General features: G+C 62.9%; 25 protein-coding genes. 14 read left to right on the top strand and 11 right to left on the bottom strand.

Annotation, left to right across the window (positions count from 1 at the left end; genetic code table 11):
• Positions 1-30: 30 nt before the first annotated feature.
• Entirely contained in the window at positions 31-621 is a 591-nt protein-coding gene (locus E8A46_RS25705; protein ID WP_291567217.1) for a winged helix DNA-binding protein, read from the bottom strand.
• A gap of 179 nt (positions 622-800) precedes the next feature.
• Here E8A46_RS25705 and E8A46_RS25700 point away from each other — a divergent pair, with 179 nt between their 5' ends.
• From E8A46_RS25700 to E8A46_RS25655, 10 genes are all read left to right on the top strand, one after another.
• Positions 801-2,042 carry a dienelactone hydrolase family protein gene (locus tag E8A46_RS25700; RefSeq protein ID WP_291567215.1) on the top strand — a complete coding sequence of 414 codons (1,242 nt, stop codon included), beginning with the start codon at positions 801-803 and terminating at the stop codon, positions 2,040-2,042.
• 58 nt (positions 2,043-2,100) lie between these two features.
• The gene (locus E8A46_RS25695) at positions 2,101-3,645 is read left to right on the top strand and encodes an ABC transporter substrate-binding protein (protein WP_291567213.1); all 1,545 of its coding nucleotides are present in this window, start codon (positions 2,101-2,103) and stop codon (positions 3,643-3,645) included.
• Between the two features lie 24 nt (positions 3,646-3,669).
• Complete coding sequence (locus E8A46_RS25690) at positions 3,670-4,677, top strand: ABC transporter permease (RefSeq protein WP_291567211.1); 1,008 nt, start codon at positions 3,670-3,672, stop codon at positions 4,675-4,677.
• On the top strand, positions 4,670-5,557 hold the full coding sequence (locus E8A46_RS25685) for an ABC transporter permease (protein WP_291567209.1): 888 nt from the start codon (positions 4,670-4,672) through the stop codon (positions 5,555-5,557). Before E8A46_RS25690 ends, E8A46_RS25685 begins: the two co-directional genes overlap by 8 nt.
• Entirely contained in the window at positions 5,554-6,441 is an 888-nt protein-coding gene (locus E8A46_RS25680; RefSeq protein ID WP_291567207.1) for an ABC transporter ATP-binding protein, read from the top strand. Before E8A46_RS25685 ends, E8A46_RS25680 begins: the two co-directional genes overlap by 4 nt.
• The gene (locus tag E8A46_RS25675) at positions 6,438-7,298 is read left to right on the top strand and encodes an ATP-binding cassette domain-containing protein (protein WP_291567205.1); all 861 of its coding nucleotides are present in this window, start codon (positions 6,438-6,440) and stop codon (positions 7,296-7,298) included. Before E8A46_RS25680 ends, E8A46_RS25675 begins: the two co-directional genes overlap by 4 nt.
• Complete coding sequence (locus E8A46_RS25670; protein WP_291567203.1) at positions 7,295-8,014, top strand: SDR family oxidoreductase; 720 nt, start codon at positions 7,295-7,297, stop codon at positions 8,012-8,014. Before E8A46_RS25675 ends, E8A46_RS25670 begins: the two co-directional genes overlap by 4 nt.
• A gap of 57 nt (positions 8,015-8,071) precedes the next feature.
• Positions 8,072-8,677, top strand: coding sequence for a VOC family protein (locus E8A46_RS25665; protein WP_291567201.1), 606 nt, complete (start codon positions 8,072-8,074; stop codon positions 8,675-8,677).
• A 242-nt stretch (positions 8,678-8,919) separates the two neighbouring features.
• Positions 8,920-10,176, top strand: a complete 1,257-nt coding sequence (locus tag E8A46_RS25660) for an aminopeptidase (protein WP_291567199.1) — start codon at positions 8,920-8,922, stop codon at positions 10,174-10,176.
• A gap of 226 nt (positions 10,177-10,402) precedes the next feature.
• Positions 10,403-10,858 (top strand): cupin domain-containing protein, encoded by a 456-nt coding sequence (locus E8A46_RS25655; protein WP_291567197.1) that lies wholly within the window; start codon positions 10,403-10,405, stop codon positions 10,856-10,858.
• Between the two features lie 35 nt (positions 10,859-10,893).
• Here E8A46_RS25655 and E8A46_RS25650 read toward each other — a convergent pair whose 3' ends face one another.
• Together E8A46_RS25650 and E8A46_RS25645 are read right to left on the bottom strand one after the other, a co-directional pair.
• Complete coding sequence (locus E8A46_RS25650; RefSeq protein WP_291567195.1) at positions 10,894-11,895, bottom strand: zinc-dependent alcohol dehydrogenase family protein; 1,002 nt, start codon at positions 11,893-11,895, stop codon at positions 10,894-10,896.
• Between the two features lie 58 nt (positions 11,896-11,953).
• Entirely contained in the window at positions 11,954-13,006 is a 1,053-nt protein-coding gene (locus E8A46_RS25645) for an amidohydrolase family protein (protein WP_291567193.1), read from the bottom strand.
• A 157-nt stretch (positions 13,007-13,163) separates the two neighbouring features.
• Here E8A46_RS25645 and E8A46_RS25640 point away from each other — a divergent pair, with 157 nt between their 5' ends.
• Positions 13,164-13,649: a flavodoxin gene (locus E8A46_RS25640; RefSeq protein WP_291567191.1), complete on the top strand. Its 486-nt coding sequence runs from the start codon at positions 13,164-13,166 to the stop codon at positions 13,647-13,649.
• 150 nt (positions 13,650-13,799) lie between these two features.
• Here the strand turns inward: E8A46_RS25640 and E8A46_RS25635 are convergent, their stop codons facing one another.
• Positions 13,800-14,618, bottom strand: a complete 819-nt coding sequence (locus E8A46_RS25635) for an MBL fold metallo-hydrolase (RefSeq protein ID WP_291567224.1) — start codon at positions 14,616-14,618, stop codon at positions 13,800-13,802.
• 219 nt (positions 14,619-14,837) lie between these two features.
• On the opposite strand from E8A46_RS25635, the gene E8A46_RS25630 reads away from it, so the two are divergent.
• The gene (locus E8A46_RS25630; protein WP_291567189.1) at positions 14,838-15,878 is read left to right on the top strand and encodes an alpha/beta hydrolase; all 1,041 of its coding nucleotides are present in this window, start codon (positions 14,838-14,840) and stop codon (positions 15,876-15,878) included.
• 11 nt (positions 15,879-15,889) lie between these two features.
• On the opposite strand, the gene E8A46_RS25625 is transcribed toward E8A46_RS25630, so the two are convergent.
• The 6 genes from E8A46_RS25625 to E8A46_RS25600 all read right to left on the bottom strand — a co-directional run bounded on the left by E8A46_RS25625 (position 15,890) and on the right by E8A46_RS25600 (position 22,748).
• Positions 15,890-17,413: a permease gene (locus E8A46_RS25625; RefSeq protein ID WP_291567187.1), complete on the bottom strand. Its 1,524-nt coding sequence runs from the start codon at positions 17,411-17,413 to the stop codon at positions 15,890-15,892.
• Positions 17,410-18,162: an ABC transporter ATP-binding protein gene (locus E8A46_RS25620; RefSeq protein WP_291567222.1), complete on the bottom strand. Its 753-nt coding sequence runs from the start codon at positions 18,160-18,162 to the stop codon at positions 17,410-17,412. The genes E8A46_RS25625 and E8A46_RS25620 overlap by 4 nt, the downstream gene beginning before the upstream one ends.
• A 138-nt stretch (positions 18,163-18,300) precedes the next feature.
• Positions 18,301-19,242, bottom strand: a complete 942-nt coding sequence (locus E8A46_RS25615; RefSeq protein ID WP_291567185.1) for a transporter substrate-binding domain-containing protein — start codon at positions 19,240-19,242, stop codon at positions 18,301-18,303.
• Positions 19,239-19,526: a cytochrome c gene (locus E8A46_RS25610; RefSeq protein ID WP_291567184.1), complete on the bottom strand. Its 288-nt coding sequence runs from the start codon at positions 19,524-19,526 to the stop codon at positions 19,239-19,241. Before E8A46_RS25610 ends, E8A46_RS25615 begins: the two co-directional genes overlap by 4 nt.
• A gap of 82 nt (positions 19,527-19,608) precedes the next feature.
• Positions 19,609-21,273, bottom strand: coding sequence for a methanol/ethanol family PQQ-dependent dehydrogenase (locus E8A46_RS25605; RefSeq protein WP_291567183.1), 1,665 nt, complete (start codon positions 21,271-21,273; stop codon positions 19,609-19,611).
• A gap of 356 nt (positions 21,274-21,629) precedes the next feature.
• On the bottom strand, positions 21,630-22,748 hold the full coding sequence (locus E8A46_RS25600) for a lysozyme inhibitor LprI family protein (protein WP_291567182.1): 1,119 nt from the start codon (positions 22,746-22,748) through the stop codon (positions 21,630-21,632).
• A gap of 200 nt (positions 22,749-22,948) precedes the next feature.
• Here E8A46_RS25600 and E8A46_RS25595 point away from each other — a divergent pair, with 200 nt between their 5' ends.
• Positions 22,949-23,224, top strand: coding sequence for a hypothetical protein (locus E8A46_RS25595; protein ID WP_291567181.1), 276 nt, complete (start codon positions 22,949-22,951; stop codon positions 23,222-23,224).
• A 110-nt stretch (positions 23,225-23,334) separates the two neighbouring features.
• Here the strand turns inward: E8A46_RS25595 and E8A46_RS25590 are convergent, their stop codons facing one another.
• Complete coding sequence (locus E8A46_RS25590) at positions 23,335-24,126, bottom strand: transglutaminase-like cysteine peptidase (RefSeq protein ID WP_291567179.1); 792 nt, start codon at positions 24,124-24,126, stop codon at positions 23,335-23,337.
• A 602-nt stretch (positions 24,127-24,728) separates the two neighbouring features.
• On the opposite strand from E8A46_RS25590, the gene E8A46_RS25585 reads away from it, so the two are divergent.
• Positions 24,729-25,466: FecR domain-containing protein (locus E8A46_RS25585; RefSeq protein ID WP_291567220.1), on the top strand; the 738-nt coding region annotated here is incomplete at its 3' end.

The raw sequence follows: 25,466 nt of genomic DNA, 5'->3' as shown, positions 1-25,466 counted from the left end.
GGCTGGCGGCCGCGATCCGTCGGCGCGCCTTCAGGGCTGATGCCGCCGGGTGATCGCGACCTGCGCCGCCTGAGCATAAAGGCTCGAGATCAAATCGAGCTGGATGCGGGTGGTCTCGGATTTCGCCGCCCAGCCGTCCAGCGCTTCGAGCATCGGCGGTAAGGTCGCCGCCCGCAGGGCGGCGTAGGCTTCGGTGACGGAGCGCCCGGTCGCGGTGGCGCGGTAGCGGGTTTCCTTGCGCGACGAACTGCCCTCGGTTTCGATCAACCCCGTGCGAACAAGTTTGCGCGTGGCATATTGAAGGTTGGGGACGTCGACGCGGTTGAGCAACTGCCCGATTTCGGAAAGCCGCTTCGGTTCATCGCCCATCCGGACCACATTGAGCACGGCCACGTCGTCGCCCGTAAGCGGCACGTCGCAGACGGCGGCAAGGCACGCCGCCTTCCAGCGGTAGTAAGCCTGCGCTAACCGCTCCAACCCGAATTCGAAATCGGTCAACCGCCGTTCGGTTTCAGTGCGCGACAGATGCCAGGACCCAGGCTGCTCGGCAGCAACAGGTTCGGTCTTCGGCCTGGCGATGCTGCCGGATTTCCTCGGCGCGGTTTTTGCGGTCCTCTTCAAGACGGTCTCCTGATGGCGGGTGCGCTCAAGGCGTAGGCAACCCTTGCTCAATCAATGCTATTTACAATCTCGAATCTTACATTAAAAATACAATTAAGAAAGCACGATGAAGTTTCAAGGGCCGAACGAAGCTGCAAAGCCAAAGTTCGGTGGATACGTTCCGGACAGGGGGCGATACGATGGCAGGACAGTGGATTGATATCGCGGCCGCCGATGGCGGCACGTTCAAGGGATATCTCACCATCCCGGCCTCGGGATCAGGGCCCGGCATCCTGCTTTTGCAGGAGATTTTCGGCGTCAATGCCTCGATGCGCGAAGTCGCCGACTATTATGCCGAGGAAGGTTATGTTGTGCTCGCGCCGGATTTGTTCTGGCGGCTGGAGCCCGGCATCGAGCTCGGTTATTCCGAGGCCGAATTCAACAAGGCGTTTGGCTATTATCAGCGCTTCGACGCCAATCAGTCGATCAAGGACGCCGCCGATGCACTGAAGGTGCTGCGCGCGCGCCCCGAATGCGTCGGCAAGGTCGGCGCGCTCGGCTTCTGCCTGGGCGGCAAGCTCGCCTATCTCACCGCCGCGCGCACCGATGTCGATTGCGCGGTCTGTTATTACGGTGTCGGTATCGAAGCCGACCTCGACGAGGCATCGAAGGTCAAGGGCCCGATGGTGTTTCACTTCGCCGAACTCGACAAGTTCGCGCCGCCGGAAGCGCGCGAGCAGGTCAAGGCCGCCTTCGCCAAGCGCCCCGACGTCGAATTATATCTGTATCCCGGCTGCGACCATGCCTTCGCGGCGCCCGAACGCGCCAGCTTCAACAAGCCGGCGACCTTGATGGCGCATTCGCGCTCGATCGCCTTGTTCCGCAAGGTGCTGGGACCGCATTACGATCTTTCGGCGCTGTGGGACCGCCACACCGAGCTGGAATTTGCGGTGCGCTCGGCGGAACAGACCATGGGAACGATGGTCGCGGAGCCCTACGTCAACCACATTCCGACCATGACGGGCGGTGTCGGATATCGCGATCTGCTGCGCTTCTACAAGCACCATTTCATCCCGAAGACGCCGAAGGACACCAAGCTGATCCCGATCTCGCGCACCATCGGCGCGGACCGCGTCGTCGACGAGATGCTGTTCTGCTTTACCCACGACATCGAGATCGACTGGATGCTGCCGGGCATTGCTCCGACCGGAAAGTATGTCGAAATCCCGCTGGTCGCGATCGTCCGCTTCCGCGGCGACAAGCTTTACAATGAGCACATCTACTGGGATCAGGCGTCAGTGCTGGTGCAGATCGGGGCTCTTGATCCGGCGCATCTGCCGGTCGCCGGCGTGGCGACAGCGCAGAAGCTTGTCGATGAAACGCTGCCGTCGAACACACTGATGGCGCGATGGGCCGAGAGCGGCTCGCAGGCTGCTGAATAAATCGCTTCAATCAACGGCGCCCGCCCCGGGCGCCGTTTCGTTCTGTGGAGTATTTGTCATGGATTCTTCCGCACTTTCTCGCCGTACGATGCTGCAACTCGCCGGCGCCGCTGCGTTGCCTCTCTCCTCCGGTATTCTGGCTCGATCGGCGCAAGCCGCCACGGCGGGAACGCTGACCATCGCCTACAATGTCAATTTGCCTTCGTTCGATCCGACCGTCGGCTTGTCGGCGGTCAATCCGACGATCCAGTCGATCTACCAGGCGATCTTCGATCCCTATATCGGTCAGGCCCCTGATCTGTCGTTCAAGCCCGGCCTGCTGACAAAATGGGGCTGGAACGCCGACCGTACCAAAGTCACGATGGAGTTGCGCAAGGGAGCAACCTGGCATGACGGTTCGCCGGTAACACCCGAAGACATCGTCTGGTCGCTGACCCGTGCCGCCGATCCGAAGGGCGGCAACCCGATCCAGTTCGTCTGGTCAAAGGTCGGCAACTACAAGGTCGACGGCAATACCATTACCGGTGACGTGCTGGAATTCGAGCCGACCTTGTTCAAGTGGATGGCCTTCCTCACCGGCTATGTCCTGCCCAAGGCCTATTTTGAAAAAGTCGGCGCGGAAGGATTTGAGAAAGCGCCGATCGGCTCCGGCCCCTACAAGGTGGATGCTTTCGAGCGCAACGCATTCCTGCGGCTCAAGGCGCATCCCGGCTACTGGGGTCCCAAGCCCGCGTTCGATACCGTGGTGTTCAAATTCGTTACCGATCCCACCAGCCGCGTCGCCGAGATCGAGTCCGGCGGATCGGACGTTACCTTCGAGATCCCCTATGAGGAGTTCGACCGCCTGAAGGCGAAGTCGGGCCTCGCCGGCCAGACCAAGCCGGTGTCCGACATCGCGATGATCTTCATCACCGACATTGCCCCGATGCTCGACCGCAATGTGCGCCTGGCGGCCAATCACGCGATCGACAAGAAGGCGATCGTCGACCGGCTTCTGAAGGGCTACGGCGTTCCGATCTCGACCCTGGAGGCGCCCGGCTACGCCGCCTTCGATCCCTCGATCAAGGTGTCCTACGATCCGGAGCTTGCGAAAAGCCTGCTCGCCAAGAGCGGCTTCTCGCCGGAGAAGCCGGTCAAGTTCACCATCCAGACCACCCGCGGCTTCAAGCCAAAGGACTACGAGATGATCCAGGCGATCGTCGGGATGTGGCGCAAAGTCGGGATCGATGCCACCATCGAGGTCTACGAGATCGCGCAGCACTTCGAACTGCGCGCGCGCCACGCGCTGGCGCCGGCCGCGTTCTACAATTGGGGCAACGCGATCGGCGATCCCTCGACCTCGACCGGCTTTGCGATGTTCGGCCCCTCGCCGCATTGCGCCTGGAAAGGCAAGGACACCGTCGAGCGCATCGGTCCGCTGTGGGGCGAGAAGGACGAAGCCAAGCGGATTGCGGGCTGGAAGGCCGTCGACAAATATATCGCCGAGGAAGGCGAGGTGATCCCGCTGTTCCAGTACGTGCAGCCGATCATCCACAAGAAGGGGCTGAAGGTCGTGTCGCAGGCCAATGGCATGATTCTTCCGCAATTGATCACGTCCGCGTAAGGCGCAGGGCAAGGCGAGACGCCTATGAGATGGGGCGAGATCATCAGGCGACTCGTCCTCATCCCGCCCACCCTGTTTGGCGTGTGCGTTATCGTGTTCGTCCTGCTGCGCGTGGTGCCCGGCGATCCGATCGCCATGATGATTCCACCGGGAGCATCGCCGGCGGACATCGATCGGCTGCGGGCGTTCTATGGACTGGATCAGTCCATCCTGCAGCAGTTCATAACCTGGCTCGGCCAGGCGCTGACCGGCAATTTCGGGCGCTCGATCAGCCTGCACCAGAATGTCTTCGAACTGGTGCTGGCGCGGTTGCCGGCAACGCTCGAATTGTCGTTGCTGGCGACGCTGATCGCCACAGCGCTCGGCGTCATGGTGGCGCTGACGGGTGTCTACGTGCGTGGCCGGCGTCTGGAATGGGCCATCGACGGCGGCATCGGCGTCTTTCTCGCGATTCCCGATTTCCTCTGGGCGTTGATCCTGCTGCTGCTGTTTGGCGTGCTGATCCCGTTGCTGCCGATCTCCGGCCGGATCGATCCGCAACTCGATGTCGCCTTCCGGACCAATTTCTATCTGGTCGAAAGCCTGCTGACCGGCCGGCTCGATGTTGCGCTGGCCCTGCTGCAGCACATGATCCTTCCCGCGGTGGCGCTGGCGCTGCCGTTCGCGGCGCTGGTGGCGCGCCTTCTGAAGGCGTCGCTGGCGGAAGCCGAAGACCAGGACTACGCGCAGATCGCCCGCGCCCGTGGGTTTTCGCGGCCGGCTATCCTGTGGCGCGAGGTGTTTCCCAATGCGCTGATTCCAACGGTCGCACTCGGTGGCGTCCAGGTCACGCTGCTGCTCGGGGGCACCGTGCTGGTGGAACGCATCTTCTCCTATGAGGGCATCGGCAACATGGCGATCGACGCGGTGATCAACCGCGATTTTCCGCTGATCCAGGGGCTGATCCTGACCTTCGCCGTGCTCTTTATAGCGCTCAACCTCGCGGTCGATTTGCTGGTAAGGTTGCTGGACCCGAGGTTGCGTCATGGCTGATCTTACCCTCAGCGGTCCGATCGAGCGTCCGTCGCGGTGGCTAGCCTCCGTTGCGCGCGGCGGGACGCGGCTGTGGTGCGGCGGTACGCTGGTCGGCATCCTCTTCCTCATCGCGCTGCTGGCGCCGCTGCTGGCGCCGCACGACCCGATCGAACAGGATCTGTTAGCGGCGCAATTGCCGCCGGCCTGGATCCAGGGCGGTGAATGGACCTATCCGCTGGGCACCGACAGCCTCGGCCGCTGCGTGCTGTCCCGCCTGATGTACGCGGCGAGGACCGCGGTCGCCGTGGCGCTGATCGCGGCCTCGCTGGCGGCGGCGATCGGGATCGCGTTCGGCCTGATCGCCGGCATGTTCGGCGGCTGGATCGACCAGGGCGTTTCGCGCCTGATCGATGTCTGGATGGCGTTTCCCCCGGTGTTGCTGTCGATCGTGCTGGCGGCGGTGATCGGAGCCGGGCTGACCTCGGTGATCGCCGCCATCGTGGTCGTCGACTGGACGCGGTTCGCGCGGGTGGTTCGCGCCGAGACCATGGTGCAGCTGCAGCGCGACTACGCCGCGGCCGCGCGCGTCCTCGGATTGAGCCGCGGCCAGATCCTGCGGCTGGAGATCCTGCCCAATCTCGTTCCCCTGATCGTCACCTTGCTCGCGGTCGAGATGGGAATCGCGATCCTTGTCGAGGTGATATTGTCCTTTGTCGGCATCTCGGTCGCCGGCGACGTCCCGACCTGGGGCGGGATGATCGTCGAGGGACGCCAGATCGTCTATCAGTCGCCCTGGATCATGGCGCTTCCGATCGTCAGCGTCATTCTCAGTGTGATCGGATTCAATCTTCTCGGCGACGGCCTGCGCGCCGCGCTCGACCCGGTGCAGCGCCGATGACCGCCGTTCTTGCCGTCCACGATCTGCATGTCGCGATCGGCGAGCGCGGCAGGGCCGCAAACGTGCTGCGTGGCGCCAGCCTGGAAGTTGGCGCCGGCGAGGTGAGGGGACTGGTTGGCGAATCCGGCGCCGGCAAATCGATGCTCGGGCGCGCCGTGCTCGGCCTGCTGCCGGCCAACGCCGTGATCGGCGGCGGGACCATTCTGTTCGAGGGACGCGATCTCTTGGCGATGCCGGAGCCGGAGCGGCGCGGCTTATTGGGCCGCCGCATCGCGCTGATCCCGCAGGATCCGATCACCTCGCTCAATCCGGTCAAGCGGGTCGGCGCGCAGATTGCGGTCACGCTGCGGCATCACCTTGCGCTGTCGAAACGCGCTGCGCTGGAGCGCGCGACGGAGCTGCTCGCCGAAGTCGCGATCCGCGAACCGCGGCGGGTTCTGGAACTTTATCCGCACGAAATCTCCGGCGGAATGCGGCAGCGCGTCTTGATCGCGATGGCGTTCGCCTGCGACCCCGGCCTTGTCATTGCCGATGAGCCGACCACCGCGCTGGATGTCACCGTGCAGCGCCAGGTGCTGCAGCTGGTCGAACGCCTCCGGCAGCGCCACGGCGCGGCGGTCCTGTTCATCACGCACGACCTCGGCGTGGTCGCGAAAATCTGCCGGACCATGACCGTGCTGCATGCCGGGCGCGTGCTTGAGGAGGGCGAGACCGCCGACGTGCTGGCACGACCGCGCCATCCCTATACGCGCGCGCTGCTGGCGGCGACGCCGCGTGCCGATCGGCCGGCCGAAGCGCTTCGCCCGGTTCCGCCGGCACTGATCGAAAGCCTGTGGTCGGAGGCGCATCGGCTGGACCGGCTCGACGTCGCGGGGCGGGCATGACCGATATGCTGCTCCGAACCGGCCGTTTGAGCTTCGCCTATCCGGAGCGATCGTCTTCGTTGTTCAAGCGGGCGGCGATGCGCGAGTTGGTGAAGCGGGTGGACCTCGCGGTGCCGCGCGGCTCCGTGCTGGGTCTCGTCGGCGAGTCCGGCTCGGGCAAAACCACGCTGGGCCGGCTCTTGGTGCGTCTGCTGCAGCCGACATCGGGCGGCATCCAGTTCGACGGCGTCGAGATCGGCAACCTCACTGAGGCTGAGCTGCGACCGCTGCGCAAGCGGATCCAGATGATTTTCCAGGACCCGCAATCATCGCTCAATCCCCGTCTGCGGCTGGGTGTAACGCTGACGCGTCCGCTGCAGATCTATGGACGCTTGCAAGGAAGGCAGGATCAGCGCGATCGCGCGGCAGCGTTGCTCGATCTGGTTGGGCTACCGACCGGCCTGATGGATCGCTATCCGCACGAGCTGTCGGGAGGCCAGCGCCAGCGCGCCGGGATAGCGCGGGCCCTGGCGCTGGAGCCGGACTTCATCGTCGCCGACGAGATCGTGTCCGGCCTCGACGTGTCGACCCAGGCGCATATCCTGCTGCTGCTCAGGGAGCTGCGCGCGCGGCTCGGTCTCACCATGGTGTTCATCAGCCACGACCTGTCCGTCGTCCGCGTGCTCTGCGACGACGTCGCGATCCTGCAGCACGGCGAGATCGTCGAATACGGCCCGGTGGCCCGGATTTTCAACTCGCCGCAGCATCCCTATACGCGGCAGCTGCTCTCGGCAATTCCACTGCCTGACGTCGAGCCGGGCTGGTTGGATGATTCCAGCCCTTTTTTTTTATCCCACCAGCGAGGATCAGCCGCATGACCAAGACCATCAAGGGTTCTGTCGTTCTCATCACCGGAGCCACCGGCGCGATCGCGCAGGCGCTGATCGCGGCGCTCACGGCGCGGGGCGTCGCCAAGATCTACGCCGCCGCGCGGGATATTTCCGGGCTTGTCGCCTCCGGCCATCTGGTGCCGCTCAAGATGGACGTCAGGAGCGACGACGACGTCAAGAAGGCGGCTGCGGTCGCGACCGACGTCACACTGCTGATCAACAATGCCGGTGTCAACCATAACACCAGCTTCATGACCGCTCCCGACATGGCGATCGCGGTCGAAGAGATCGAGGCCAACTATTTCGGACCGCTTCGGGTGACGCGGGCATTCGCGCCCGCGCTGATCGCCAATCACGGCGCCGTGCTCAACCTGCTGACGATATTGGCGCGGGTGAACCTGCCGTTCATGGGATCGTATTGCGCCTCCAAGGCGGCGGCGCTCAGCCTGACGCAGGGCTTGCGCGGCGAGCTGGCGCCGCAGGGAGTCCATGTCGCCGGTGCGCTGCCCGGCGCGGTCGACACGCGGATGACCGCAGGGCTTCCGATCCCGAAGATGACGCCGGCGGAGGCGGCAGCGGAGATCCTCGACGGATACGAGGCCGGCGAGGAGGATATCAATGTCGGCGAAATGGCGCGCGGCATCGCCCAGGGTCTTGCCCACGATCCAAAGGCGGTTGAACGCCAGATGGCTTCGCCGGGCTGAGCCTATTGCCGAACGAAGAGTTCATGACAGGTCGAACGCGAAACAAAGGAGTAATTCATGAAGACGTCCAGATTTTTGCTGACCGCACTTGCCACCCTAGCGATGGGGCTTTCGCCACGGCTGGCATCGGCGGATGCGATCCCGGGCCTGCGCGGCCACGATCATACCGGCATCACCGTGCCGGACGTGAAGGCGGCCACCGCCTTCTTCACCGATGTGCTGGGTTGTTCCCATGCGATGTCGTTCGGGCCGTTCTCGGATGACAAGGGAACCTTCATGCAAGACGTCGTCAACGTCAATCCGCGCGCGGTGATCGATGAGATCAGCATGGTCCGTTGCGGCTTTGGCTCCAACATCGAACTGTTTCAATACCAGGCGCCCGACCAGGCCAAGACGCTGCCCAAGAACAGCGACTTCGGCGGGCATCATATCGCGCTCTATGTCGACGACATCGACAAGGCCGCCGCCTATCTCAAGTCCAAGAACGTCACGACCATGCAGGGGCCGATCCCGGTCAAGGAAGGGCCGGCGGCCGGGCAGTCGATCCTGTACTTCCTCACGCCATGGGGCCTGCAGATGGAGTTGATCAGCTACCCGCAGGGAATGGCGTATGAGAAAGGCGCCAGTTCAGTGCTGTGGATGACCACGGATCCAGCGAAGTAGGCGGCTTTGCGGGCGGCAGGCGGCAACGGTCGAAACCACCTGCCGCCGCCCTTCAAATCGGCTTGAACGCCAAATAATTACGTCAAGGAAGCCCCAGCGGGAAACCTGCCGGTCGCGCCACGCGCCGGTTGATAAATTCCGTCTGTCTCACCATTTCTATTGTGACTTGCGGTATTAATCCGCAACGCCGCGCGCCAAAAAAAGCTACAATCGAAATTCACCAAACGACAGGCCGTCCACCCATGAATGCTCGCGAACGCACTAACTCGACACCGGTCGACCCCGTGAAACTCGACCGGCTCGCCGAAGTCGCCATCAAGGTCGGGTTGCAACTCAAGCCGGGACAGGACCTGCTGGTGACCGCGCCGACCGTGGCGCTGCCTTTGGTGCGCAAGATCGCCGAACATGCCTACAAGGCCGGCGCTGGCCTCGTGACCCCGATCCTGTCCGATGAGGCCGTCACGCTGTCGCGCTATCGGTTCGGGCAAGACGATGGCTTCGATCGGGCCGCCGACTGGCTCTATGACGGGATGGCGAAGGCCTTCGCCGGCAACACCGCGCGGCTCGCGATCGTCGGCGACAATCCGATGCTGCTGTCCGGCGAGGATCCGGCCAGGGTCGCGCGCGCCAGCAAGGCCAATTCCATTGCCTACAAGCCGGCGCTCGAACGAATCGTCAATTTCGACATCAACTGGAACATCATCGCCTATCCGGCTCCGTCATGGGCAAAGCTGGTGTTTCCCCACGACGAAGAGGATGTCGCGGTCGCAAAGCTTGCCGATGCGATCTTTTCGGCCTCACGGGTGGACAATGACGATGCCATCGCGGCGTGGCAGAGGCACAATGCCACGCTGCGCAGCCGGACCGAATGGTTGAACGGACAAAGATTCGATGCCCTGCATTACTCCGGACCTGGCACCGACCTGACGATCGGGCTGGCCCATGGTCACGAATGGCAAGGCGGCGCCTCGACGGCAAAAAACGGGATCACCTGCAACGCGAATATCCCGACCGAGGAGGTTTTCACCACGCCGCATGCAAGGCGAGTCAGCGGGCAGGTCGTCAGCACCAAGCCGCTGTCCTACCAGGGCTCGCTAATCGAGGACATCGCGGTGCGCTTCGAGGAAGGGCGCATCGTGGAGGCAAAAGCCAGCCGCGGCGAGGAAGTCCTGAACAAGGTCCTCGATACCGACGAGGGCGCCCGCCGGCTCGGCGAAGTGGCGCTGGTGCCGCATTCCTCGCCGATTTCGAAAAGCGGTTTGTTGTTCTTCAATACGCTGTTTGACGAGAACGCCGCCTGCCACATCGCGCTCGGCCAATGCTATTCGAAATGCTTCGTCGACGGCGCGACGCTGACGCCCGAGCAGATCGCAGCGCAAGGCGGCAACAAGAGCCTGATCCACATCGATTGGATGATCGGCTCGGACAAGATTGACATCGACGGTCTTTACGCCGACGGCCGGCGCGTGCCGGTATTCCGGAAGGGCGAGTGGGCCTGACACCGGGACGTTTCCGGGCGGAGCGGGTAAGGTTCGCGTAAAAAAAGCGCGTAAAAACAAAGGCTGGAGCACCGATTCTGCCGCAATCAGGCTCTGACTCCCGCGGGTTTGAATCGATAACCGTAAGGAAAGTTTAAAAGATTATTACTAGCTTGGCGGCGATCTTCGCCAAGCTGCAGCTTTAGGCATCTTGAGTCGATTTCAAGTTTTCCGTTGGGGGGCCGGGATGTCGCGTGCACTGATTGAAACCAGCAACATCGTTGTGAATTTGACGCCGATGCCGATCGAGCCGTCCTGGATCATCGAGGGCAATCCGGTTGCGCAATGGTGCGTTCTGTCAAAAAGCGCCGACGGGCTCGCTTCCACCATCGTCTGGGAGTGCAGCGAAGGGAAATTCGACTGGTACTATGATTGCGACGAGACCATACTGATCCTCGAGGGCTCGATCGTTCTTGAAAACGATACCATGCATCCGACCCGCTACGGCGTCGGCGACGTGATCTTCTTCAGACACGGCGCGCATGCCAAATGGCATGTCGAAGGCCGCGTCCGGAAGCTGGCGTTCTGTCGGACGACCCAGCCGTTTCTGTTCGGCTTCGCGCTGCGGGCGATCAACAAGATCAAGCGGACGCTGATGCCTTCCGGGAAGCGGCAGTCCGCGAGCCTGGTTGGCTCCGCCTGAAGTCGGCCGGCAAGCAGGCGCCGACGCGAGACTCCCTATTCATGGATGTCGACGACGATCTTGCCGGTGGTGTCCTTGCTTTCGAGCGCGCGGTACGCTTCGTCGACCGTCGATAGCGTGAAATGCCTGGGATCGACGCGGGGCACGACCTTGCCCGCTTCAATCAGCCGGGTTGCTTCGCGCAGGATATCGCCGTGATGCGCCCGGCCTTCTCCGGTCAACATCGGCAGCAGCGTAAACACGCCTGAATAGGTCGCGGCACGAAACGAGAGCGGTGCAAGCGCGTGGGTGTCCCAGCCAAGCGCGCTTACCACATGACCGAACCGGCCGACCGCGTTGAACGATGCATCGAGGGTTGTGCCGCCCACGGTGTCGTAGACGACATCGAAGCCCCGTCCGCCGGTGAATTCGGCGACGTAATTTTCCACGGGCATCTGCCGATAGTCGATCGCAACCGCGCCAAGCCGTTCGATGAAGGACTTGCTTGCCGCCGAGCCGGTCGCGAACACCTCGGCTCCGAACGCCCACGCGATCTGGATGGCGACGTGACCGACCCCTCCGGCGCCCCCCTGGATCAGCACTTTCTGATGGGAATGCACGGCCGCGCGATCGACCAGCCCCTCCCACGCGGTGATGAAGATCAGCGGAATCGCCGCGGCCTCTCGCATGGTGAGGTTGGCTGGTTTCGGCGCCAGCAGATCGGCGTCGACCGCAGCATATTGCGCCAATGAACCCTGCAGACCGCCGACGCCGCCTGTCATTCCATAGACTTCGTCGCCCTGCCGAAAAGCTGTCACGCCGTCGCCGACCGTTTCGACAACTCCCGCAAGATCGATACCCAGCACCGCGGGCAATGGCTGACGCGCGTGCGCGGCCTGGCCGGCTCGAATCTTTGTGTCGAGCGGGTTGACGGCACTGGCTTCGATCCGGACCAGAACCTGGCCCGGTTGAGGAGTTGGCCGGGGCATCGGCCCAATCCGGAATGCTGCGCCCGGGCTGTCGAGGATCGCGGCCTGCATGGTTTTTGCCGATGTCATGGTGGTCTCTCCAGCGATAGATCACGGCCGGGCAACGGCCGGCAGCGCCTGCGCCCCGTCAGGTGAGCCTCAGCCTGTAGAACTCCGTCGCCGTCTTCGAAAACAGCGCGGTCTTTTCGCCTTCGCTGCAGGGCGCGGCGAGGCGCTTGAAAGCGTTGAAGATCACCTGATAGCTGCACTGGCCTTTATCAGGCGGAAAATTGCTTTCGAACATCGCTCGCGCGGGGCCGAAAGCCTCGATGCAGGTCTCGATATAGGGGCGCCACGCCGCGGCCAGTTCCTGCGAGGAGGGCGGCAGTGGACGTTCGTGAAAATCATGACCGAGCAGACGCATCCCCAGGCCGCCAAGCTTCACCACCACATTGGGGCATTTGGCGATCTCAAGGATCGATCGCTTCCAAACCGGGAAAATCTCCTCGCGCCGGTTGGCATAATTGCCGATGCCGGCCGGACCGCCGCAATGATCCAGCACGATCCGGGTATCCGGAAAGGCGCGGGCGAGATCGATGAGCTCGCCGATCTGCGGGTGAAACAGCCAGGCATCGAAACTCAGGCCCAATGGGGCGAGGCAGGCGAAACCCTTGCGGAAGGTGGAATCGAGCAGCAGGCCTTTCGGCCGCGTGGCATACATGCCGGCGACGTCAGCATCCGCGTCCCAGGCGGTAGAGTGCCGGATGCCGCGAAAGCGACCCTGGCCGGCGCCGATTTCCGCCTCGAGCACGGGGCGCGCGCCGTCGCCCAGCAACAGATTGACGTGGCCGACGATGCCGGCGCAGACGGCGGCGGGACCGTAGCCGCCGCTCGCGCTCATCGCCGCGGCGCCGTTGGCGAATTCGACTTCGCCCACAGGACGTAACGCTTCCGGCCCCTGAGCGCGGTACATCGAGCGGGCCTCGACATAAACCGTCGCAACAACGTTGTGGCCGGAGGCGATGTCGGAGCTGATCTCCTCGATCAGATAGCGCTGGCCGTCACGATCCCACAGATGATGGTGGGGATCGACGATCGGGCGCGCCGGATCGATAATCCCCTCCTGGCGCAAGGCGAGCCAGTCCGGGCGCGGGTCGGCATAGAGGCCGCTCTTCGAGGGGGGCAGTTTGCTGGCGGCCATGACTTCATTCCCTCACTTCCACGAGCTTGGTCCAAATTAGGCGTTTGTGGCTGATCGGCGCAAGTCGGGCAGAATAATACCGGCCTTGAGCTAGATCAGTCCGCGAAGTTTCAATTCGCGGTAGGTGTTTTCCTGGTTTTCGAGCAAGGAGAACGCGATGTCTGCGCCGAAAATTCTTGTCGTCTTCTTCTCTCGTTCGGGAACGACGCGTCGGATCGCGACGGCCCTTTCGGCAACGCTCGGCGGCAGCATCGAAGAAATCGTCGAGGGTCGAGGCCGTGATGGCTTTCTCGGCTATTGGAGGTCGATCATCGAAGCCCGGCGCGGGCATTTGCCCAGCATTCTGCCTGCCAAGAATGATCCGTCATCCTTCGATCTGGTGGTGATCGGAACACCGGTTTGGGCCTGGTCAGTGTCTTCGCCGGTTCGGTCTTATTTGACTGCAAACAAGGACCGTCTGCCTGCAGTTGCGTTTTTCTGTACGCTTGGCGGCAAAGGCAGCGAAACGGCCTTCGCGCAGATGCAGGGCATCATTGGCAAACCTCCTCGCGCCACATGCGCCATCACCGCGCGGGATGTGGCCTCCGGTGGAGGAGCTTCGCAACTTGCCGATTTCGTCGCGGCACTGCAGAGGCACGTTTAGTCACTCAGATCGCTTGAGGCGCAACGGGGATCCCGCGGGCTGCTTCGCCGAATTTCCAGCGTTTTGCCGGCACTTCCACGGCGAGCTGCCAGTTTGAGGACACTTCGATGCGACAGATCAAACGGTGCGCCGACTCAAGAAAACGCTATTTCAAACCCCGTCGAGAATGATGACCGTCGGTGTTCCCGGCAGCGAATCTCGCGAGATCATCAGGGTGCGCTCGGTCCGCACGTCGATTTCGAATTGCTGGCCGATCTTGCGCATGAATTCGTCGAGCGGCGTCGTGAAGCGATGCATCGGCAGCACGACGGAGGCGCGCAAGCGCCGTGTGATATCTGAGATACCGTCGAGCGACATCGTATAGGTGCCGTCGATCGGCACCATCACGATGTCGAGCCGGCCGATCGCCGCGAAATGGCTGTCGTCGAGTTTGTGGTGCAGGTGGCCGAGATGCCCGATGCAGAGGCCGGCGACCTCGAAGATGAAGATGGAGTTGCCGTCCTTGATCATCTCCGAATTCGAATCGTCGCCGAAATAGCGGCGGATGTCGGTCGGCACATTGCGGATGAAGACATCGCCGATGCGCTGCGCGATCTTCGCTGGCTTGCCGTCGTCGCCCCAGCCGTGCAGCACGTAGGGGATGCGCGGGTCGGGGAACAACGAGTAGTGCGTGCTGTGCGCCCGGTTCATGGTGACGACGTCGGGCAGCCGGCCCACGGTGTAGGCGCCGTTGTAGTCCGTCGCGATCCGCACACCGCCGGGTGTGTCGATGTAATAGGTGGAATGGCCGGCATAGGTGATCGCGACTTCGTCCGCGTCTGCGGCAAGCCGGTGAAGACCGACCGGCGTGGCGCGCGGCGGCGCACTCGACATCGCAAGGCATTCGCTGGTGCGCGGGGAGTCCTGGGCAGCGGCCTGACTGATCAGAGGGCCCAGCAAACCAAGGACAACGGCAAGCAATCGCAGCATGGCAGGTCCGCTTCCGGTGACATCCGGATTGGGATTGTAGCGCCGAATGATGCTTGCGTCATGCTCGCGATCACGCATGTCTGTGCCGCCGCCGCCGTGAGAGCAAGGTGATGATTTGAATTACCGCTCCCGGGAAATTCCATCTAGAATTTTCTGCCTCAAGGTCCGGGTTTCGCCGTCCAATGCGGCGCGAGCTGGGCGGTCGATCCCGGAGAATGGATGCCCGAACCGATCGATCGTCAACGTCGCCTCATCCTCGGAACGGCCCTAACGGGAGCTGCCGCCATGGACTTCACCCTGACCCGACCGGCCTTTGCCGAGGCTGGCCAAACCGCAGCGCTCCCGCGCGCGCCTTCGTCGCGCCGGCTGGAGCCGCTCCGTCACGTCGATGCCGGTGTTCTCAACATCGCCTACTACGAGGAAGGGCCGGCGGAGGGGCCAGTGGTGATGCTCCTGCACGGCTTTCCGTTCGACATTCATTCCTATGTCGATGTCGCCCCTCTGCTTGCCGCCAAGGGCTGCCGCACCGTTGTTCCTTATTTGCGCGGCTACGGTCCGACCCGCTTTCTCGATCAAACGACGCCGCGTTCGGGAGAACAGGCTGCGATCGGCGCGGACCTCATGGCGCTGATGGATGCGCTTGGGATCAGGCGGGCGGTGTTCGCTGGCTATGATTGGGGCGGGCGGGCCGCGTGCGTCGCGGCGGCGTTGTGGCCGGAGCGATGCACGGGTCTCGTTTCGGTGAACAGCTATCTGATCCAGGACATCGCCAGGGCGATGGTTCCGGCGAAGCCGGAGCGGGAGGTCGCGCTCTGGTACCAATACTATTTTCAGCTTGAGCGCGGTCGGGCGGGCCTTGCCGCCAACCGGCGCGAGATCGCCAGAATATTATGGAAGCAGTGGTCGCCGAACTGGCATTTTGACGACGCGACCTTCGATCGGACAGCCGTGGCCCACGACAATCCCGACTACGTCGATATCGCGATCCATAGCTATCGCCATCGCTTTGGCCTCGCCGACGGCGATCCGCAATATGCCGGCCTGCAACGCCGCCTGGCGGCGCTGCCTGCCATCACCGTCCCCGCCATCACGCTGGACGGCGACGCGGATGGCATCGCTCCTCCGACCGACGGCACCGCGTCGGCAGCGAAGTTCACCGGCCGCCGCAGCCACCATGTCATCCCGCGCGCGGGTCATAATCTTCCGCAGGAAGAGCCGGAGGCGTTCGCGACTGCTGTGATGGAATTGATCAGGACGTAGGCCGCAGCCGCTTAACCGCGCCGCGGGCTGATCTTCCAGGTTGTCGCCAGGATGGCTGCGGTCAAGAGCCCGCTGACGAGCGCGGCCGCCGGAATTGCCAGCGTCAGCGCCGCGGTCGCCGCCCATCCGATCGAGGAAAAGGCTTCCGCGAACGTCGCCAGCCGCGACGAGGTCTGGCGGCGGCGAAACTGGCTGCGCCGCGCCTGCACGCGGAACCAGAGCTGGATCGCGGTGGCGGACGCCGCCGCAATGGTTACGCCGACCGCGGTGACTGCCGCCTGCAGCGGCGTGGCAAACAGCAAGGCCGCCACCAGCGGCGCGAACAGCGCGCCGATCGCGATCAGCACCACTTCGATCTTGGCGCGGATCACGCGCGAGGAGGGCAGCGGCGCGGTCGCCACGAGATCGGGAGCGTCCTCGCCTGATATCGTGAGCCACGCCAGGCCGCCGGCAAGCTGGCCCGCCGCCATCACGACAATCGGCGTGATCAGCACGATGGCGACCGAGCTGTCGCTGAAACTTCGCCACAGCATCAGCGCCGGCGGCACCAGATAGAGCAACTGCATCAGGCTCTGCGATACCAGCCAGGGATCTCGCCGCAGCAGCGTGAACTCTTTCCAGCGCAACGCCTGTTGCCGCGAGCCCGAGCGAAACGCCCGTGCCCGGGAGCGGTGGTGGGCGGGTGCGGTATTTGCCGAAACGCGGGCCGCCGTCTCGGCAAATCTCGCCGAGAAGGTCGCCATCACGGCGCCGAGCAGCACAAGACCAAAAGCCAGCAACAATAGCAGCGCCTCGCCATCGCCAAGAACCGCGCGTGCCGGCCACCAGACGATGCTGTCTTTATCGGGCGCAAACGCCGCGGCGGTGTCCGAGGTCAGAATCGCGAACCGCGACAGCGTGCCGTAAGACAGGATCGCCGCGACCTGCAGCGCAATCACAAAGCCGGCGCCGATGATGGCCGCGAGAATTTGGGCGACCAGCCGGGTTCGGCTCGGGCCGATGGTTCGAAACAGCATGATGGTCACCGCGATCGCAACCGCCGCGGCGCTCACGCCAATGGCGGCGACGACACCGTAAGCCGCGAGCCACCTGACGCCGCCGCCGATCACGAGAACATCGATGAACGGCGTCGAGAACAACAGCGCCATGGCGGTTACCGCCAGCGCGATCGCGGCGAGGCGGATCGAAAACACCTCGGCCAAGCGGACCGGCGAGGACATGATCAGATCGAGATCGGCGCGGGCGTAAAACACCCGCGTCACCGATTCGATCGCCTGCGACAGCATCAGGGCCCACGCCAGGAATATCGTCGCGGTGATGACGATGAGCGCGGATTTGTCGAGCGGCGCCTGCAGGTCGGCGTACCTTCCGATCACGGCATAGGCCGGCAGATGCATCAGCGCGGCGAAGACCAGCAGGCCGATGATCGCGACGCGCTTTCGACGGCGCCGGCCGGCCGTCATCATCGCGAGCCATTCGCGCCATGCCAGCCGGATTTCGTGCCGGGCAAACCAGGTCAGCGCGGTCGAACTCATGCGGCGGCGGCTTCGGTGTCGACCAGCGCGATGAACATGTCCTCGAGGCTGGTGTCGTTTTTCCCGTTCTGCTGACGCAGCTCCGCGAGCGTACCTTCGGCGACAAGCCGTCCCGCCGCGATGACGCCGATGCGGTCGGCCATGCGTTCGGCCACTTCCAGAATATGCGTGGTCATGATGACGGTGCAGCCGGCGCGCACGCGTTCCCCGAGCAATCCCTTGACGTGACGGGCGGACACGGCATCGAGGCCGGTAAGCGGCTCGTCCAGGATAATGAGGCGGGGATTGTGTACCAGGGCCCCCGCCAGCGCGACCTTCTGGCGCATGCCCTTGGAAAATCCCTCGCAGCGCTCGTGCAGGTTCGGTTCCAGGCCGAGCGAGGCGAGCAGGTCTCGCGCGGATGGTTCCGCGATCGACGCGGCGATGCCCCAGAGCCCGGCGACGAATTCGAGGTACTCCAGCGGGGTGAGCTTGTCATAGATCATCGGCTCGTCCGATACCCATGCCGTGATTTGCTTGGCGGCGACCGGGTCGTTGAGCGCATCGATACCGAGTACGGAGACGGAGCCGGCGTCGGGCCGCAACAGACCGGCCACCATCCGCAAGGTGGTAGTCTTGCCGGCGCCGTTTGGCCCGAGCAGGGCATAGAATTCGCCGGTGCGGACGGTGAGATCGAGCGCGTCGACCGCAAGACGGTCATAACGCTTTGTTAACCCTCGCACCTCGAGAGCGGATTGATCGGACTTCATGGTGTCGGGACGATCCAGGTTTGCAGCCGCAAGAACCATGGACCGAAAACTATTTCGCCGCGGTGAATCGGCGACTGCAAATCCCCGCAATGCGCGCAAGTCGCCAACACTGGTCGCGCCGAGGCGAAGAACCCCTCGTCACTTCTGGAGGATCTGCCGCCACACGTCGCCGAGAATCGCCGGCTCCCGGGGCGGCAGATAGGTGAGGCCGGCCGCCCGACCGAGGTCAGCGACGGTTCCGTCGGCCTGCAGGCCGGTCAACGCCTTGTTGACCGCCACCAGCAGGTCCGGATCGCTGGCGAGGCCAACATAGCCGCGATTGGCGCCGACCGGATAATAGTAACCGGAGGCGGCGAGCCGGGTGTCGGGATGGACGGCGCGGTAAGCGTCGAACCGGCGCAGGTCGAGCAGGGTGGCGTCGAAGTCGCCGCGATCGACGGCGCCCAGGAGATCGTCCCGGCCGGGGACCAGATGCGTGATGTTATCGATCAGCCGCCCCTTGTCGAATGTCATCAGAATAGCGTCGGCGAGCGTCCCGCTTTCGACGGCCAGGCGCAGTCCAGCCAGATCGCCAACGCCGGCGATGCGGCGCTCGCGTGCCTTTTCGAGCGCCTTGGGACCAAGCACGATTGTCAGTGCCGAATAGATGTAGGGCTGGCTCGGCGCAAGCACGCCAAGCGGCACCCGGCGCCTGCGATCGTCGCGTGTAGCGCCGTCGAAATCGGGTAGCTTCGCGGTCTTGACGCCCGGAACGACAAGGGAGTCTTTCGTCAGTGCGTAACCGCCGACGAGCGAGCAGCGGCCGTCCGAGAGCAGGGCATTGGCTTCGAGCGCCGGGCTCGAATCCTCATCGAGCTTGCTTTCGATCCACTGTATTTTCAGCGGCCGGCCGAGCCGGTCGGCGACGGCTTGCGCGAGCGCGACGTCAAACCCGCTGTCGGGCTTGCCGCGATGATGCACGGAAAGCGGAGACAGATCCTCGTCGAGACAGACTTTCAACGGCTCCTCAGCGGCGTGCGCCGTCGTGGCCGTCGCCGCCAGCAGCAGTGCCGCAGCGGCTGTCGCAAGCCAGGTTCTCATGGATTCCTCCGGCTCGATACATAGGCCCAGATCTCGGCGATCTGCTCTTCGCTCAAGAGGTCGCCCCAAGGCGGCATCCTGCCGTTCTTGCCCTGCTTGACCGTGGTGACAAAGCGCGTCCGGTCGTCGGGAAATGCGCGCAGGTCCGGCGTGACGGTGCCGGCATTGACCATATTGGGCCCATGGCAATGCGAGCACTTCTGCGCATAGGTTCTCTTGCCGAGGTCGATTTGCGGCGGATCGCCGCCGCCGTTTGGTTGCTGTGCGGCGACCGGTATTGTCACGTCAGCGATAACTGCTGCCGCAACGGCGGCGCAAAACGCCGCCGTCCACACGTGCACTCTTTCCGTCACCTGCGATCCGCGATCAGTTCTTTACCGCGAACACCCACAGCGAACCGCCGGTCGGCACTTTGGCGAGCCGCTCATCGCCGGAGAAGATCGAGTAGACGCCGCCATAGCCGCTGGTGACAGCGACATATTGGACGCCGTCCTGCTGCCAGGTCACCGGCTGCCCCTCGATGCCCGAGCCGGTTTGGAAGCTCCACAGCTTCTTGCCGTCGTTGGCATCGAACGCTTCAAACTCGCCGGTCAACTGGCCGGAGAACACAACCCCGCCGGCGGTCGACAGCACGCCCGAGAAGCGCGGGATATCGCTCGGTACTTCCCACTTCGTCTTTCCGCTCATGGGATCGATCGCCTTGAGGTGGCCGCGCGGTCCGTCACCCCAGTCCCACACGTCGGTCAGATCCATGCCGACGTACCATTCGCCGGCCTTGTAGGTTGCCGGCTCGCTCTTGTAGTGGCCGCCGAAGGCAAGCGTATTGGCGTAGGCCAGCCCGGTCTGCGGATTGAACGACATCGGCTCCCAGTTCTTGCCGCCGAGGATGGACGGATAAACGGTGACCTTCTTGCCTTCGCGGGCGTCCTTGACGATGTCCGTCTCGATCGGACGGCCGGTCTTCATGTCGATGCCGGAAGCCCAGTTGACCTTCACGTAGGGATTGGCCGCAAGCAGTTTCCCGTCGGTCCGGTCGAGGACATAGAAGAAGCCGTTACGATTGGCATCCATCAGCACCTTGGTCGGCTTGCCGCCGACGTTGAGGTCGGCGAGCACCATCTCGGCGACGGAATCATAGTCGAACGGATTGTTCGGCGAGAACTGATAGTGCCATTTGATCTTGCCGGTCTTCGGTTCGAGCGCGAGGACCGAGCAGGTGTAGAGATTGTCGCCCGGGCGCACGGCCGAATTGAACGGTCCCGGGTTGCCGATGCCCCAATAGACCGTGTTCAGCTCCGGGTCATAGGAGCCGGTGATCCATGTCGATCCGCCACCCAGCTTCCAGGTGTCGCCCTTCCAGGTGTCGCCGCCGGGCTCGTCGGGGCTGGGAATGGTATGGGTGCGCCACAGATGCTTGCCGGTCGCCGGATCCCAGCCATCGATGAAACCGCGGGTGCCGAACTCGGCCCCGGAGATTCCGGTCAGGACCACGCCGTCGGCGACCAGCGGCGCCACCGTCATCGAATAGCCCTCCTTGATGTCGGCCGCCTTTTGACGCCAGAGTTCCTTGCCCGTCGCGGCGTCGAGCGCGATCACGTTGGCGTCGAGCGTGGTGCGGAACAGTTTGCCGTCATGGATCGCGGCGCCCCGATTGATGATGCCGCAGCATACGATCCGGGGCGTTTCAGCCGGATACTCGACCTTGGTCTTCCAGATCTGTTTGCCGGTCTTTGCGTCGACCGCCATCGTGGCGGCGTGGGTGGTGACATAAAGAACGCCCTTGTAGACGATCGGCTGCGACTCTTCGCTTCGATCATCGGCCAGGCTGTAATTCCAGACCGGAACCAGATTTTTGGCGTTGTCCTTGTTGATCTGCGTAAGCGGACTGAACCGTTGCAGGTTATAGCCCATACCGTAATTGAGCACGTTCGAGGTGTCGGTCGCCCCCTTGTTCAATTGATCGGTCGTCTGGGCACTCGCACCGAACGGAGCGAGCATAGCGAAGCCTGCGACAAGCGCGATGCGTATCATGCGTTCCCTCCCAAGTTATGCGCGTCTATTCGCTGACGCTGCACGTCAACAATCTTCCTGAAATCCAATAGCGTCAATACGAAAACAAAGGACGCGTGCGTGCATCTCGATGCAACCGCAGTTGATCTGCAGCGGCACAACAAAGAAGAGCCTGTGCCCATTTTTTCCGCGAAACGAAACGTGGCGCGCATTCTGATGCGGCGCAACATCGGAAAATGAATCGATTTGGCTGGATTGGCGAGCGGGCAGGCGGGTCGCGTGGCGTCCTGAGCAATTCAGGGGACTTGCCGCGTGGCGGAATAATCGAGCTGCCGCGCTTCGCGCGTCAGTGCTGGATCATGGCTCCGGATCATGCCTTAGGGACCACTTGTCGCGACCCCGACCTCTACCGGCTGCAGCGCGGATGAATTGCAGCGCCAGCTGCCGCCATCGGCCTTCTGGAACGCGAAGGTCTTTTCAATTCTTACGCGATACCCCACCAGAAAATTGTCCCGGTTTCCGGGCGATGGCTTCGGCTTGCCCGACCTCAGGTCCCAGCAGGTGCCCGTGCAACTCGATGCGATCGGACTGCAGGCGGTGAAGGGCGAAAGAACCACCATTTCGACCGCGGCGATCACGGTGGCGTTCTGCTCGGCCACCTGGTGGTCGATCTGATGGACGCGATTTACCGAAAGGAAATCCTCGCAGGCGTTGGCCGAATGGATTTGCGCGACACATAGGTCCACGGCGTCGGCGTCGGGTGAAGGCGAAAGCTGATGCTTTCCAAAAACCCGCTTGGGGTCACCCTTGGCCGCAGCGACTTCGGCCAATCTGCTGGTGAAATAATCAGTCAGACAGCCTTCCGACGATGGCAGCTCCTGCAGCGGGACATTGTCCTTGTTGGCCAGGTCGCACTTTCGATCGCGTTCCCTGCCCCATCGTTCGAATTCGGCGAAGGCTTCGCGCGCCTCGTTTTCCTTCAACTTGGCTATCAGCGCCAAGACGTGTTCGTTGAGCTCGGTCTTTGCGAGCGCCAGTGAGGGATCGCTGCAGATCAGCACGCCGGCGGTGGTATTGGTGGCGAGGCAATCGAAATTCGGATCGGCCAATATTTCGATTCTTTCCTCGGTTTCCCGCAACAGGCATTCCCGGACCGATTTGAGGTCCCGGCTCGCAACGCTTTGCCTTCCAAAGATGCCGCAGCTCGAATTGCGATCCCTGATCCACGCGGCATTTTCCTCGATCGCAAGCCGGCGGTTCGGAAGCCTGTTCAGCCTTTCCGCGATCGCACTGGCGAGCCTGGGGGCCGCGCTGTTAAGCTCAGGGTCGCCACAAAACAATTGATCCGCGGGATCCTTGATTTCCCCACAATGATTTCTGGCAAATAGCGGCAGCATATCGCTGATCGATCGGTCCGACCCGGCGGATTCTTCTGCACGCGCAGGGTGCGCCAGCCCGACCTGGACCGCAATGACAGCCAGCACAATTGCCCGCATCCCAATCTCCACCCAAAGTAAAAAACCAAAATCTCCCGCGGCCATGGTAGCTTCTCGAACGTCGCGGCGAAATGATATTATTGCCGGGCTGTTGGTGCTGCCGGCCAATATTTGATGCCGGCGGCGGTCGTGATACCATGCATTATAGTTGGGACGTCGAACCGGGGTGGCGCGCTGATGCGCGGATTCGTTGAGGGCCAATGAATAGAACTTCTGTAACCGCCGCACCTTTACGCAGGTTGTCGGCCGGGTTTGCCTTGCAAGTCAGCGCGATCGTGATTTTTGGCTCGTGGTTCGGCGACGTCCTCGCTCAAAAACTCGTCGATCCGAATTCCGTCGCGCCCGAGTATCGTGCCGTTGCCGAAAAGCGGCGCGCCGAGCAAATCAAGCTGTTCGAATGCTCAAAGAAGGCGGACCTGGCCAAGGTACTGCGAAGGGATCGAGCTGCGTTCATCAGCGAGTGTATCGAGAAGTGACCGCGGGGCATGATTTGTCGCAGCCGCGCCGTGGCCGGCGATCTCGCGAAGGCGCCGGCACGGAGGGCGCCGCTCGGCCCGAATGGCGGCTCCCCGGCCGTCATCCGGTTTTAGTTGGACGGCGAAGTCAGCCCGCTCGGCGTGGCCAGATTCAGCGCCATCGCGGAATCCCGGCCGGGTAGGCCGGCAAGCGGGGGCATCTCTTCATACCGCATGACGCCATGATCATCGATCACAAACAGCGGCCGGTAGTTTCTGACATCGGCGTCCGTGACCATCGCCATCCGGCGATTGTCCAGCGCGAGCCAGTGATCGTCCAGCCGCGCCATCGCGACGGCGTGGTCCTCGCCATGGACGGTATCACGCATGACGACGATCCTGATATCGTCGGGTGAGACGCCGGCCAGCCGCAGCGCGACGAATTTTGCGATCGCATAATCCTCGCAATCCCCGGCGCCCGTGGCGAAGGTATCGAGCGGCGAACTCCATACGTCGATCTGGCCGTACTGGGCGAGATCGCTCATCGGCCTGATTGCCAGATTGATCGCGCGATTGATCTCGCCGAGGCGGGCGCGTCCCTCACGGGCTCTTGCATTGTCGACGATGGCCAGGAATCGCAGGGCGGCCGGCGATACACAGTGGGCGCGATCACCGTCGCAAAGCGCCAGCTGCACTCTTTCGTCGTCAAGCTTGCGCTCGACATCCAGCCATTTTTCCCGCAACGCACCGCCAGACAGTTGCGAAGCGAACAGTCCGAAAGGTTCGGCCGATTTCCGGATCAGATCCAGCGCGCCGGGGGAAATCAATGTGCCGGCCCTGAGGTCTGCTGCGGGTCCGAACCAGACCATGCCCCAGGCGAGCAGGACGACACGCCATGTCCGCGAATGACCGAAAAATCCCATCTGACACCCCCAGTCCGGGCGTCGGCGAGGCCCCTTAGCCAGCTCGCGACCGGATCATTTCAGTCGGGGATGATGGGCTGCGGGGCTTTTATTTCGCTTAAAGTCGATTGTTGCCGGCGGGAAAGCGCGAAACAGCCTGAAATTCGTCTCGCCACTTTGCAGAAAATTTTACCGATCTCACGTTGCGGGCGAGAAGCCACCGCGGAAGACACGCCATGGTTGCGCGAAGTGCAACTTTCTGCGGAGTATGGCTAATTCGTCGAAAATTGCTCGCAGTGTCATTCAGATCACAGTTTTAGCCCGGAAATTGGCGCATTGTCCCCGTGGAAATACGGGGCGAAGGTAAAAAAGGTATACGCTGCGTATTCTATACACGCGGCTACATCAAAACGCGTTACCTTTTGCCAAATATACGTCCCGGTTACTTTCCAAAGATGATCGAATACTTCGGCGCATGAGTATTCAATGCGAAAAAACCCCGCCGAGTGGCCGATGAAGAAACTTGCCTACAAGCAGTAGATGGTTTCGCAACGCTGTTCTCGATGGTATGCAAACCTAGACTATTGAAATTATATAAGTATTAACCATTTGCGGTGGCGCTTTTGAATTATGCCGGCAAATTTGACGCCAGCCTTTCCGCTGACGAATCGGGGCTGCATTCCAATGGCCACGTCCACGTCGAGACGGTTCATGCTGCGCATGTTCCTCCGGGCGCGATCATCGTCCCGGACGCGCAACTGCTTTTCAACGGAGATTTCAAGCGGTCCGGCGTCGATCTGATCCTTTCCAGGGACCATCAGGAACTGGTCCTGCATGATTACTTCAAGGGCGAGAAGCGCGCGGCGCTGTCCTCGCCTGATGGCGCCCATCTCACCGGCGATACTGTCAACGCGCTGGCCGGCAACGTCCAGTATGCGCAGGCTGACGGCAGCACCGCCGCCGGCCATATTATCGGTCATGTGACCAAGCTCGTCGGCACCGCGACCGCCGTCCGCAACGGCGTTTCCGTCATCCTGAACAACGGCGACAACGTCGAAAAAGGCGACGTGGTGCAGTCCGGATCGGACTCCACGCTCGGCATTACCTTCATCGACGGCACCGTGTTCGGTCTGTCGGCCAATGCGCGAATGGTGCTCAACGAGATGGTCTACGACCCGAACGGGTCGAACAATTCGTCGCTGCTCAGCCTGGTGGCCGGGACCATCACGTTCGTCGCCGGTGAGACCGCAAAGCACGGCGACATGAAGATCGACACGCCGGTCGCGACCATGGGCATTCGCGGCACCGCGGTTCTGTTTGCGGTCCACTTCAAGTTACCCAACGGTGTTCTCCTGCCGGAC

The sequence above is a fragment of the Bradyrhizobium sp. genome, assembly GCF_004799445.1.
Classification (GTDB): Bacteria; Pseudomonadota; Alphaproteobacteria; order Rhizobiales; family Xanthobacteraceae; genus Bradyrhizobium.
The sequence above is the reverse complement of the archived record's forward strand: the minus strand, read 5'-3'. Positions and strand labels throughout refer to the sequence as shown.

Bases quoted from the DNA above. Each gene is read 5' to 3' on its own strand.
- E8A46_RS25615 (WP_291567185.1), bottom strand. From the start codon at position 19,242: ATGAGAACCTGGCTTGCGACAGCCGCTGCGGCACTGCTGCTGGCGGCG.
- E8A46_RS25625 (WP_291567187.1), bottom strand. From the start codon at position 17,413: ATGAGTTCGACCGCGCTGACCTGGTTTGCCCGGCACGAAATCCGGCTG.
- E8A46_RS25685 (WP_291567209.1), top strand. From the start codon at position 4,670: ATGGCTGATCTTACCCTCAGCGGTCCGATCGAGCGTCCGTCGCGGTGG.
- E8A46_RS25655 (WP_291567197.1), top strand. From the start codon at position 10,403: ATGTCGCGTGCACTGATTGAAACCAGCAACATCGTTGTGAATTTGACG.
- E8A46_RS25640 (WP_291567191.1), top strand. From the start codon at position 13,164: ATGTCTGCGCCGAAAATTCTTGTCGTCTTCTTCTCTCGTTCGGGAACG.
- E8A46_RS25700 (WP_291567215.1), top strand. From the start codon at position 801: ATGGCAGGACAGTGGATTGATATCGCGGCCGCCGATGGCGGCACGTTC.
- E8A46_RS25630 (WP_291567189.1), top strand. From the start codon at position 14,838: ATGCCCGAACCGATCGATCGTCAACGTCGCCTCATCCTCGGAACGGCC.
- E8A46_RS25595 (WP_291567181.1), top strand. From the start codon at position 22,949: ATGAATAGAACTTCTGTAACCGCCGCACCTTTACGCAGGTTGTCGGCC.
- E8A46_RS25600 (WP_291567182.1), bottom strand. From the start codon at position 22,748: ATGCGGGCAATTGTGCTGGCTGTCATTGCGGTCCAGGTCGGGCTGGCG.
- E8A46_RS25680 (WP_291567207.1), top strand. From the start codon at position 5,554: ATGACCGCCGTTCTTGCCGTCCACGATCTGCATGTCGCGATCGGCGAG.
- E8A46_RS25690 (WP_291567211.1), top strand. From the start codon at position 3,670: ATGAGATGGGGCGAGATCATCAGGCGACTCGTCCTCATCCCGCCCACC.
- E8A46_RS25665 (WP_291567201.1), top strand. From the start codon at position 8,072: ATGAAGACGTCCAGATTTTTGCTGACCGCACTTGCCACCCTAGCGATG.
- E8A46_RS25620 (WP_291567222.1), bottom strand. From the start codon at position 18,162: ATGAAGTCCGATCAATCCGCTCTCGAGGTGCGAGGGTTAACAAAGCGT.
- E8A46_RS25605 (WP_291567183.1), bottom strand. From the start codon at position 21,273: ATGATACGCATCGCGCTTGTCGCAGGCTTCGCTATGCTCGCTCCGTTC.
- E8A46_RS25650 (WP_291567195.1), bottom strand. From the start codon at position 11,895: ATGACATCGGCAAAAACCATGCAGGCCGCGATCCTCGACAGCCCGGGC.
- E8A46_RS25645 (WP_291567193.1), bottom strand. From the start codon at position 13,006: ATGGCCGCCAGCAAACTGCCCCCCTCGAAGAGCGGCCTCTATGCCGAC.
- E8A46_RS25590 (WP_291567179.1), bottom strand. From the start codon at position 24,126: ATGGGATTTTTCGGTCATTCGCGGACATGGCGTGTCGTCCTGCTCGCC.
- E8A46_RS25670 (WP_291567203.1), top strand. From the start codon at position 7,295: ATGACCAAGACCATCAAGGGTTCTGTCGTTCTCATCACCGGAGCCACC.
- E8A46_RS25660 (WP_291567199.1), top strand. From the start codon at position 8,920: ATGAATGCTCGCGAACGCACTAACTCGACACCGGTCGACCCCGTGAAA.
- E8A46_RS25675 (WP_291567205.1), top strand. From the start codon at position 6,438: ATGACCGATATGCTGCTCCGAACCGGCCGTTTGAGCTTCGCCTATCCG.
- E8A46_RS25635 (WP_291567224.1), bottom strand. From the start codon at position 14,618: ATGCTGCGATTGCTTGCCGTTGTCCTTGGTTTGCTGGGCCCTCTGATC.
- E8A46_RS25695 (WP_291567213.1), top strand. From the start codon at position 2,101: ATGGATTCTTCCGCACTTTCTCGCCGTACGATGCTGCAACTCGCCGGC.